Genomic DNA, 12,250 nt, shown 5'->3' on the forward strand with positions numbered 1-12,250 from the left:
GTGAGCACCGAGAACAAGCTCCGGGAGTACCTCAAGCGGGTCACGGTCGATCTCCATGAGACCAGCCGCCGGCTCGCCGAGGTCGAGGCGAAGTCACACGAGCCGATCGCGATCGTGGGCATGAGCTGCCGGTTCCCGGGCGGGATCGCGACGCCTGAAGCGCTGTGGGAGCTGCTGGCGTCCGGCGGCGACGCGATCGGAGAGTTCCCGGCCGACCGCGGCTGGGACCTCGACTCGTGGTATCACCCCGATCCCGAGCACCCCGGCACGAGCTACGTCCGCGAGGGCGGGTTCCTGACCGACGCGACGCTGTTCGACGCCGCGTTCTTCGGCATCAGCCCGCGCGAGGCGATCGCCATGGACCCGCAGCAGCGGCTGCTGCTCACCACGGTCTGGGAGGCGCTGGAGCGGAGCGGAATCGACCCGGCCGCGCTCAAGGGCAGCAGTACCGGCGTGTACGTCGGAACCAACGGCCAGGACTATCCGACGCTGCTGAGCGTCACCGACGCCGCCGCCGAGGGGTTCGCCGGCACCGGCAACGCCGCCAGTGTCCTGTCCGGCCGCGTCGCCTACGTCCTCGGCCTCGAAGGGCCCGCCGTCTCCATCGACACGGCCTGCTCGTCGGCGCTCGTCGCGGTACACCTGGCCGCGCAGGCCCTGCGCTCCGGCGAGTGCACCCTCGCCGTGGCCGGCGGCGTCACCGTCATGTCGACCCCCAGCGTGTTCGTCGAATTCTCCCGCCAGCGCGGCCTGGCCCCCGACGGGCGCTGCAAAGCATTCGCCGACACCGCCGACGGCACCGGCTGGAGCGAGGGCGCCGGCATCCTCGTCTTGGAGAAGCTGTCCGAGGCCCGCCGCCACGGCCACCCGGTCCTCGCCGTCGTCCGCGGCAGCGCCGTCAACCAGGACGGCGCCTCCAACGGCCTGACCGCCCCGAACGGCCCGTCGCAGCAGCGGGTCATCCGGGCCGCCCTCGTCAACGCCCGGCTCTCGCCCGGCGAGGTCGACGCCGTCGAGGCCCACGGCACCGGTACGACGCTCGGCGACCCCATCGAGGCCCAGGCCCTGCTCGCCACCTACGGCCGGGAACGGCCCGCGGACCGGCCGCTGCTGCTCGGCTCGGTGAAGTCGAACATCGGGCACACCCAGGCCGCGGCCGGGGCCGCCGGCATCATCAAGATGGTCCTCGCGATGCACCACGGCATCCTGCCCCGGACGCTGCACGTGGACACCCCGTCGACGCACGTCGACTGGACGGCGGGCGCGGTCGAGCTGCTCACGTCGGCGCGGCCGTGGACCGTCGACGGCCGGCCGCGCCGGGCCGGCGTGTCGTCCTTCGGCGTCAGCGGCACCAACGCGCACGTCATCCTCGAAGAAGCGCAGCCGCAGCCTCAGGCGCCCGGGGCGTCGAGCGGTCCGTGGCCGTGGCTGTTGTCGGCGAAGTCCGAACCGGCCCTGCGAGACCAGGCGGCCAGGCTCGCCGGTTTCCTGGCCGAGCGTCCGGATGCCGATCTCGCCGCGGTCGCCCGTTCTCTGGCTGCTCGGTCGTCGTTCGCGCATCGGGCCGTCGTGGTCGCCGGCGACCGCGAGCACCTTTTGGCGGACCTGAACGAACCGTCGATCCGGGGCGTTGCTGCGACCAGCGCCGATCCGGTGTTTGTGTTTCCGGGTCAGGGTGCGCAGTGGGTGGGGATGGGTTTGGCGTTGTGGGACAGCGAGCCGGTGTTCGCCGAGTCGATGGCTCGTTGTGCGACGGCCTTGGAGCCGTTTGTGGACTGGGATCTGCGGGCGGTGCTGGGTGACGCCGAAATGCTGGAGCGGGTGGATGTGGTGCAGCCCGCGACGTGGGCGGTGATGGTGTCCCTGGCCGAACTGTGGCGGTCGGTCGGCGTGCGGCCGGCGGCGGTGGTGGGGCATTCGCAGGGTGAGATCGCGGCGGCGGTGGTGTCGGGTGGTCTGTCTCTTGAGGATGGTGCCCGGGTGGTGGCGCTGCGGAGTAGGGCGATCCTGGGGTTGTCGGGGTTGGGTGGGATGGTGTCGGTGCCGTTGCCGTTGGAGCGGGTGCTGGCCCTGATTGGACCGGATCTGTCGGTGGCGGCGGTGAACGGTCCGGCGCAGGTGGTGGTGAGTGGGTCTGGGGCGGATGCGTTCGCGGAGGCGCATGCCGATTTGGGTGTACGGCGGATCAATGTGGACTACGCGTCGCATTCGGTACAGGTGGAGGCGCTGCGGGACCGGCTCCAGGTGGAGCTGGCCGGGTTGGATCCGCATGACGGCGAGGTGCCGTTTCATTCCACTGTGGATGCGTCGGACGACGACGGCGGGTATTGGTATCGGAATTTGCGGTATACGGTCCGGTTCGGTGATGTGATCGCGGCGCTGGTTGCCGGCGGGCATCGGACGTTCGTGGAAGTCAGTCCGCATCCGGTGCTGGCGATGGCGGTGGAGCAGGCGGGCGAGGACCTTGTGGTCGCCGGCACGCTGCGGCGGGACGACGGTGGGCGGGAGCGGTGGCTGCGATCCCTGGGCGCCGTGCACGTGGCCGGGGTGAACGTGGACTGGGCGGCGGTGCTCGGCGCGGCTGGTGGGCCGCCGGTGGAGCTGCCGACGTACCCGTTCCAGCCGCGGCGGTACTGGCCCGAGCTCACCGGCGGGCGGCCCGGCGATGTCGGCGCCGCCGGTCTGCGTCCGGCCGTCCACCCGCTGCTCGGCGCGGCCGTCTCCCTCGCCGACGGCACCGGCGTCGTCCTGACCGGCCGCCTGTCGCTGACCGGCCAGCGGTGGCTCGCCGACCACGCCCTCGGCGGCACCCCGATCCTGCCCGGCACCGCGCTCCTCGACCTCGCCGTCCACGCCGGCGACCAGGTCGGCTGCGGCACCGTCGACGAACTGACGCTGCACACACCGCTGGTCCTGCCGGCGCGCGGCGGCGTCCAGGTCCAGGTCTGGGCCGGGGGCGCCGACGAGACCGGGCGGCGGCCGGTCAACGTCTACGCCCGCCCCGAGCACGACGGCGCCGCCGAGGGGCCGTGGACGCTGCACGCCACCGGGGTGCTCAGCGCGGAGCCCGGCCGCACTCCGGCCGCCCTCACCGCCTGGCCGCCGGCCGGTGCCGAACCGGTCGCGATCGACGGGATGTACGAGCGGCTGGCCGGCAACGGCTACGCGTACGGGCCGGTGTTCCAGGGGCTGCGCGCCGCGTGGCGGGCCGGCCGGGACGTCTACGCCGAGGTCGAGCTGCCCGAGCCGATGTCCGCCGACGGCTTCGGCGTGCACCCGGCGCTGCTGGATGCCGCCCTGCACCCCATCGGTGTCAGCGGGCTCACCGGCGATACCGAGCCGGTCCTGCCGTTCTCGTGGAGCGGGGTCCGGCTGTACGCCACCGGCGCCCGCCGGCTGCGCGTCCACCTCGCGCCGGTCGCGGACGGCCGGGTCGCCGTCGGCGTGTTCGATCCCGAGGGGCAGGCGGTGCTCACCGCCGCCACGCTGGTACTCCGGCCGGTCAGCGCCGAGCAGCTCGCCACCGCCACCGCTCCGTCCGACGGGCAGGCCCTGCTCGCCGTCGAATGGGTACCGCTGCCGGTCGTCGAGCCGGCCGGCGCGGAGTGGCCGGCCTTCGTGGAGGTGCCGGCGGGGGACGTGCACGTCGTCGCGGCGGCGGCGCTGGGCTCGGTGCAGGCGCGGCTGGCCGACCCGGACGCCGACGGGCCGCTGGTCATCGTCACCCGCGGCGCCACCGACGGCACCGACCCGGCCGCGGCCGCGGTGTGGGGTCTGGTCCGTTCGGCCCAGTCGGAGCATCCGGGGCGGTTCGTCCTGGTGGACAGCGACGGCGACGCCGACCTCGCGGCCGTGGTCGCGAGCGGGGAGCCGGAGGTCGCGGTTCGCGACGGTGTGCTCCACGGCCGGCGTCTGGACTGGGCCGCCGCCCACCGCCTGGCCATCCCCGGCCTGGACCGGACCGCCTGGCGGATCGATGTCGCCGAGCCGGGCAGCCTCGACAACCTGACCGTCCTGGACTGGGCACCGGCGGCCGCGCCGCTGACGGCCGGGCAGGTCCGGGTCGCCGTGCGCGCGACCGGCCTGAACTTCCGCGACGTGCTGGTCGGGCTGGGCATGTACCCCACCCCGGGCGCGATGATGGGCAGCGAGGCCGCCGGGATCGTCGTCGAGGTCGCGCCGGACGTGACCGGTCTCGCCGCCGGTGACCGGGTCTGCGGCCTCTTCCTCGGCGCCCTGGGGCCGCGGGCCGTCACCGACCACCGGGTGCTGGCCCCGATTCCGGCGGGCTGGTCGTTCACCGACGCGGCGTCGGTGCCGATCGTGTTCCTGACCGCCTTCTACGCGCTGCGCGACATCGCCGCCGTCCGGCCCGGGCAGAAGATCCTCATCCACGCCGTGGCCGGCGGCGTCGGCATGGCGGCCGTGCAGCTGGCCCGGGCGTGGGGCCTGGAGGTGTACGGCACCGCCAGTCCCGGCAAATGGCCCGCGCTCGACGGCTTCGACGGTACACAGCTGGCCTCGTCCCGGGATCTTGACTTCCGCGACCGGTTCCTGGCCGCGACCGGCGGCGACGGTGTCGACGTCGTCCTCAACGCCCTGGCCGGGTCCTTCGTGGACGCGTCGCTGGACCTGCTCCCGCGCGGCGGGCACTTCGTGGAGATGGGCAAGACCGACGTCCGGTCGTCCATCGACCGCGCCGGCGTGGTCTACCGGGCGTTCGACCTGTTCGAGGCCGGGCCGGACCGGATCGGCGAGATGCTCGGCGAACTGCTGGAGCTCTTCGCCGCCGGATCGCTGAGGCTGCTGCCGACGACCGTGTACGAGGCCGCCCGGGCGGTCGAGGCCCTGCGGCACCTCCAGGCGGCCCGCCACATCGGCAAGGTCGTCCTGCGCCTGCCCGCCGGACCCGACCCGGCCGGCACCGTCGTCATCACCGGCGGCACCGGCACCCTCGGCGCGCTCCTCGCCCGGCATCTGGTCGAGGTCCACGGCGTGCGGAACCTGCTGCTGCTGTCCCGGCAGGGCCCGGCCGCCGCCGGGGCCGACGAGCTGACGGCGCTCGGCGCGCAGGTGGTGGCGTGTGACGTCACCGACCGGGAGTCCGTCGCCGCCGCGCTGGCCGGGCACCGGATCACCGGCGTGGTGCACACCGCCGGGGTGCTCGACGACGGCGTCGTCGAGGCACTCACCCCCGAACGGCTCACCGGTGTACTCCGGGCCAAGGCCGATGCCGCCCGGCATCTGCACGAGCTGACGCGGGACCAGGACCTGGCCTGGTTCATCATGTACTCCTCCGCCGCGGCCACGTTCGGTGCACCCGGTCAGGGCAACTACGCCGCCGCCAACGCCTACCTCGACGCCCTCGCGCTGCACCGCCGCAACGAAGGCCGCGCCGGGCAGTCCCTCGCCTGGGGACTGTGGCAGGAGCGCTCGGCGATGACCGGGCACCTCGACGACGCGGACCTCGCCCGGATCAACCGCGGCGGCGTCGGCGCCCTCACCGCCGAGCAGGGCCTCGCGCTCTTCGACGCCGCCGTGCTGGTCGACCGGCCCCAGCTGGTCCCCGTGCGGCTCGACACCGCCGGGCTGCGCCGCGCGGGCGCGGGCGCGGTACCGCCGCTGTGGCGCGTCCTGGCCGGTGGACCCGCCCGCCGCACCGCCGCCACGACCGGCGGCCGGTCGGGGCTCGTCGCCGAGCTCGGCGGGCTCGGCGCCGCCGAACGCGAGGCGAAGCTGCTGGATCTGGTGCGCACGCAGGCGGCGATCGTCCTCGGCCACGCCGACACCGGCGCCGTCGACCCGGACGTGGCGTTCCGTGACCTCGGCTTCGACTCGCTGACCGCGGTCGAGCTGCGCAACCGGGTCGCCGCCGGCACCGGCCTGCGGCTGCCCGCCACGCTGGTGTTCGACCACCCGAACGCCCGGCAACTGGCCCGGTTCCTGCTCGCCGAGGTGTTCGGCGCGCCGAGCGCCACGGTCGTGCGCAGTGTCGCCGCCGCCGTCGACGAACCCGTCGCCATTATCGGTATGAGCTGCCGGTTCCCCGGTGGATCCGGCACCCCCGAGGCGTTCTGGGACCTCCTGGCCGCCGGTACCGACGCCGTCGGGCCTGCCCCCGCGGACCGCGGCTGGGACAGCGCCACCTGGTACGACCCCGATCCCGAGCACGCCGGGACCAGCTACGCCCGCGAAGGCGCGTTCGTCACCGACGTCGCCGGGTTCGACGCCGCGTTCTTCGGCATCAGCCCCCGCGAGGCGCTCGCCATGGACCCGCAGCAGCGGCTGTTGCTGGAGACGTCGTGGGAGGCTCTCGAACGGGCCGGGATCGACCCGGCCCGGCTGCGCGGCACCGACACCGGCGTCTACGTCGGCATCGCCGGCTCCGACTACGCCATGCGCCTTGCCGCCGACCCGGCCAACATCGACGGGCACGCGCTGACCGGCATGAGCACCAGCGTCGCCTCCGGCCGCGTCGCCTACACCCTCGGCCTCGAAGGCCCGGCCCTGTCGGTCGACACCGCGTGTTCGTCGGCGCTGGTTGCCCTGCACCTGGCGGCTCAGGCGCTGCGGGCCGGGGAGTGCTCGATGGCGCTCGCCGGCGGCGTCTCGGTGATGTCGACGCCCAGCACCTTCGTCGAGTTCTCCCGGCAGCGGGCGATGTCTGCGGACGGGCGGTGCAAGGCGTTCGCGGACGCCGCCGACGGCACCGGCTGGGGCGAGGGTATCGGCATCCTCGTCCTCAAACGGCTCTCCGAGGCCCGCCGCCGCGGCCACCCTGTCCTCGCCGTCGTCCGCGGCAGCGCCGTCAACCAGGACGGCGCCTCCAACGGCCTCACCGCCCCGAACGGCCCCTCCCAGCAGCGGGTCATCCGGGCCGCGCTCGCCAACGCCGGCCTGCGGCCCGACGAGGTCGACGCCGTCGAGGCCCACGGGACCGGCACCACCCTCGGCGACCCCATCGAGGCGCAGGCCCTGCTCGCCACCTACGGCCAGGACCGGCCCGCGGACCGGCCGCTGCTGCTCGGGTCGGTGAAGTCGAACATCGGCCACACCCAGGCCGCGGCGGGCGCGGCCGGACTGATCAAGATGGTCCTCGCGCTGCGGCACGGCGTGCTGCCCAAGACGCTGCACGTGGACGCACCGTCGACGCACGTGGACTGGACGGCGGGCGCGGTCGAGCTGCTCACGTCGGCGCGGCCGTGGACCGCCGACGGCCGGCCCCGGCGGGCCGGGGTCTCCGCCTTCGGCATCTCCGGCACCAACGCCCACGTCATCCTCGAGGAAGCGCAGCCGCAGCCCCAGCCGCTCGGGGCGTCGAGTGGTCCGTGGCCGTGGTTGTTGTCGGCGAAGTCCGAACCGGCTCTGCGGGACCAGGCGGCTCGGCTGGCCGGTTTCCTGGCCGAGCGTCCGGATGTCGACCTGGCTGCGGTCGCCCGTTCTCTGGCGGCTCGGTCGTCGTTCGCGCATCGGGCCGTCGTGGTCGCCGGCGACCGCGGGCATCTCTTGGCGGAGTTGGAGGAACCGCTGATCAAGGGTGTGGCCGGTGGTGGTGATCCGGTGTTCGTGTTCCCCGGCCAGGGTGCGCAGTGGGTGGGGATGGGTTTGGCGTTGTGGGATGCCGAGCCGGTGTTCGCCGAGTCGATGGCCCGTTGTGCGGCCGCGCTGAAGCCGTTTGTGGACTGGGATCTGCGGGCGGTGCTGGGCGACGCCGAAATGCTGGAGCGGGTGGATGTGGTGCAGCCGGCGACGTGGGCGGTGATGGTGTCCCTGGCCGAGTTGTGGCGGTCGGTGGGCGTGCGGCCGGCCGGTGTCGTGGGCCATTCGCAGGGTGAGATCGCGGCGGCCGTGGTGTCGGGTGGGCTGTCCCTTGAGGACGGTGCCCGGGTGGTGGCGCTGCGGAGTAGGGCGATCCTGGGGTTGTCGGGGTCGGGTGGGATGGTGTCGGTGCCGCTGCCGTTGGAGCGGGTGCTGGCTTTGATCGGGCCGGGTGTGTCGGTGGCGGCGGTGAACGGTCCGGCGCAGGTGGTGGTGAGTGGGTCTGGGGCGGATGCGTTCGCGGAGGCGCATGCGGATTTGGGTGTGCGCCGGGTCAATGTGGATTATGCGTCGCATTCGGTGCAGGTGGAGGCGTTGCGGGATCGGCTTGAGGCTGATCTGGCGGGTCTCGATCCGCAGGAAGGTGATGTGCCGTTCCATTCCACTGTGGATGCGTCGGACGGCGAGGGCGGGTATTGGTATCGGAATTTGCGGTATACGGTCCGGTTCGGTGATGTGATCGCGGCGCTGGTCGCCGGCGGGCATCGGACGTTTGTTGAGGTGAGTCCGCATCCGGTCTTGGCGATGGCTGTCGAGCAGGCGGGCGGAGACCTGATCGTGGCGGGCTCGCTGCGGCGGGACGACGGCGGGCGGGAGCGCTGGCTGCGGTCGGTCGCGGCGCTGCACGTGGCCGGGCTGCCGGTGGACTGGTCCGCGGTCATCGGCGCGGCGGCCACACCGCAGGCGCTGCCCACGTACGCGTTCCAGCGGCAGCGGTACTGGCCGCAGCCGGGCACCGGCCGCCCCGGCGACGCGGGCGCCGTCGGGCAGCGCACGGCCCGGCACCCGCTGCTCGGCGCCGCGATCTCGCTCGCCGACGGCGACGGGGTCCTGCTCACCGGCCGGCTGTCGGTCGCCGCGCAGCCGTGGCTGGCCGACCACGCCGTCGGCGGCGCCGTACTCCTGCCCGGCACCGCATTCGTCGACCTCGCCGTGCACGCCGGTGACCAGGTCGGCTGCGGTTTCCTCGACGAGCTGACCCTCCACACCCCGCTCGTCCTCCCGGCCGCCGGGGGCGTCGCGCTGCAGGTGTGGGCCGGTGACGCCGACGACACCGGCCGCCGGCCCGTCAACGTGTACTCGCGGCCGGACGGCCCCGATAGCCCGTGGACCCGGCACGCGACCGGCGTTCTCAGCCCCGAGGCCGGGACCGCCCCCGCCGCGGTCGACACGTGGCCGCCGGCCGGCGTGGACCCGGTCGCCGTCGCCGGCGTGTACGAGCGGCTCGCCGAGGGCGGCTTCGTCTACGGTCCTACGTTCCAGGGGCTGCGGGCGGCCTGGCGCGCCGGCGCCGATGTCTACGCCGAGGTGACGCTCCCCGAGACGGCGACGCCGGACGGGTACGGTGTGCACCCGGCGCTGCTCGACGCGGCCCTGCACCCGATCGGCCCGGCCGGCCTGCTCGGCGACGCCGGAGCGATGCTGCCGTTCGGCTGGACCGGTGTCCGGCTCTACGCCACCGGTGCCCGGACCCTGCGCGTCCAGCTGTCGAGGACGGACGCCGGTATCACCGTCGCCGTGTTCGACACCGAGGGACAGCCGGTCCTCAGCGCGGACGCCCTCGTCCTGCGCGCCGTGACCGCCGACCAGCTGCGGCTCGCCACCGCGGATGCCGCCCTGCCGCTCCTGACCGTCGACTGGGTCCCGGTGACCGCGGCCGAGCCGCCCGGCGACCTGACGGCCGAGACGTTCGCGGTCCCGGCGCTGGACGTGCACGCGGCGACGGCGCTGGTGCTGGAGCGGTTGCAGGCGTGGCTGGCGGCGCCGTCGGCGGACCGGTTGGTGGTCCGGACGGCCGGTGCTGTCGATGGCGGTGATCTGGGTGCGGCGGCGGTGTGGGGGTTGGTGCGGTCGGCGCAGTCGGAGCATCCTGGCCAGTTCGTGCTGCTGGACGGCGACTTCGACGTGGCGGCCGTGCTCGCGTCCGGTGAACCGGAGCTGGCCGTTCGTGACGGTGTCCTGTACGCCCGGCGGCTGACCCGGGCGGTCGGTGGCCGGGCCGAGCCGCGTGCGCTCGATCCGGACGGCACGGTCGTGATCACCGGCGGTACGGGGACGCTGGGTGGTCTCCTCGTCCGGCATCTGATCGAAACGTACGGGGTGCGGGACCTGCTGGTGCTGTCCCGGCAGGGTACGGCGGCCCCGGGTGCTGCGGAGCTCATGGCGTTGGGGGCGGAGGTCGTGGCGTGTGATGTCGCCGATCGGGGTGCGCTCGCTTCGGTGTTGGCGGGTCGGCGGATGACGGGTGTGGTGCATGTCGCGGGTGTGCTGGATGACGGGGTGGTGGAGTCGCTTTCTGCGGAGCGTCTTGCGGGGGTGTTGCGGGTGAAGGCGGATGCGGCGTGGCATTTGCATGAGTTGACCCGGGGTCAGGATTTGGCGTGGTTCGTCATGTATTCGTCGGCCGCGGCCACGTTCGGGGCGGCTGGGCAGGGCAATTACGCGGCGGCCAACGCTTATCTCGACGCCCTTGCATTGCGCCGGCGGAACGAGGGTCTCGCCGGGCAGTCTCTCGCCTGGGGCCTGTGGGAGCGGCGCTCGACGATGACCGGGCACCTCGACCAGGCCGACCTCGCCCGGATGGGCCGGGGCGGCGTCGAGGCGCTCACCTCCGCGCAGGGCCTCGCGCTCTTCGACGCCGCCGTCCGCGCCGACCCGGCCCAATTGGTCCTCATGCGGCTCGACGTGGCCGCGATGCGGCGGGGCGGGACGGCCGCGGTACCGCCACTGTGGCGCGTCCTCGCCGGCGCCCCGGGACGCCGGACCGCCGCCACGGCCGGCTCCGCCGAGCTCGCCGACCGCCTCGCCGCGCTCGGCACGGCCGAACGCGAAGCAACGGTGCTCGACCTCGTCCGCGTCCAGGCCGCCGTCGTCCTCGGCCACGCCGGTGCCGCCGCCGTCGACCCCGACGTGGCGTTCCGCGACCTCGGCTTCGACTCGCTGACCGCGGTCGAGCTGCGCAACCGGCTCGCCGCCGGCACCGGGCTGCGGCTCCCGGCGACGCTCGTCTTCGACTACCCGAGCGCGCGAGTGCTGGCCCGGTTCCTGCTCGCCGAGGTGTTCGGCACCCGGACCGGCGTCGTCCGCCCGACCACGACCGCCGGCGGCTCCGACGAACCCATCGCCATCGTCGGCATGGGCTGCCGGTTCCCCGGTGGAGTCGACACCCCCGAAGCACTGTGGACCCTCCTGGCCGCCGGCCGCGATGCCGTCGGCCTGTTCCCGGCCGACCGCGGCTGGGACCTGGCCACCTGGTACGACCCCGATCCCGAGCACGCCGGGACCAGCTACGCCCGCGAAGGCGGCTTCCTCGACGACGCGGCCGGCTTCGACGCGAGCTTCTTCGGGATCAGCCCCCGCGAGGCCATCGCCATGGACCCGCAGCATCGGCTGCTGCTGGAGACGGCGTGGGAGGCTCTCGAACGGGCCGGGATCGACCCGTCCGGGCTGCGCGGCACCGACACCGGCGTCTACGTCGGCATCGCCGGCTCCGACTACCCCATGCGGCTCGCCGCCGACCCCGGCAACGCCGACGGGCACGGCCTGACCGGGATGAGCACCAGCGTCGCCTCCGGCCGGGTGTCGTACATCCTCGGCCTGGAAGGGCCCGCCGTGTCCGTCGACACCGCGTGTTCGTCGGCGCTGGTCGCGGTACACCTGGCGGCTCAGGCTCTGCGGGCCGGCGAGTGCTCCATGGCCCTGGCCGGCGGAGTCGGGCTCATGACCACGCCCGGCGTCTTCGTCGAGTTCTCCCGGCAGCGGGCCCTGGCCGTGGACGGGCGCTGCAAGTCGTTCGCGGACGCGGCCGACGGCACCGGCTGGGGCGAAGGCGCCGGCGTCATCGTCCTCGAGCGCCTGTCCGAGGCCCGCCGCAACGGCCGGCAGATCCTGGCCGTGGTCCGCGGCAGCGCGATCAACCAGGACGGCGCGTCGAACGGGTTGACGGCCCCGAACGGCCCCGCGCAGCAGCGGGTCATCCGGCAGGCCCTCGCCAACGCCGGCCTGCGGCCCGGCGAGATCGATGCGGTCGAGGCGCACGGCACCGGCACCACCCTCGGCGACCCCATCGAGGCCCAGGCTCTGCTCGCCACCTACGGCCAGGACCGCCCCGCGGACCGGCCGCTGCTGCTCGGCTCGATCAAGTCGAACATCGGCCACACCCAGGCCGCCGCGGGCATCGCGGGCATCATCAAGATGGTCCTCGCCCTGCGGCACGGCGTCCTACCCAAGACGCTGCACGTGGACGCACCGTCGACGCACGTGGACTGGACGGCGGGCGCGGTCGAGCTGCTCACGTCGGCGCGGCCGTGGACCGCCGACGGCCGTCTCCGGCGGGCCGGGGTCTCGGCGTTCGGGATCTCCGGCACCAACGCCCACCTTATCCTCGAAGAGGTCGCACCGGCCCCCGCCGCCGCGGTCGTGCCGCCGGCGC

The 12,250-nt window shown here is 74.2% G+C and carries 1 protein-coding gene (running past one end of the window); it reads left to right on the forward strand.

Annotation, left to right across the window (positions count from 1 at the left end; all coding sequences use genetic code 11):
• Nucleotides 1–12,250: the 5' portion of an SDR family NAD(P)-dependent oxidoreductase gene (locus tag ACQPXD_RS24930; RefSeq protein WP_432842508.1), read on the forward strand. The gene runs 15,740 nt beyond the window's last position; 12,250 of the gene's 27,990 nt are visible here — the first part of the coding sequence; its start codon is at nucleotides 1–3; the stop codon falls past the right edge of the window.

The organism is Dactylosporangium sp. CA-092794 (assembly GCF_050948465.1).
In the GTDB taxonomy this organism is placed as follows: Bacteria; Actinomycetota; Actinomycetes; order Mycobacteriales; family Micromonosporaceae; genus Dactylosporangium.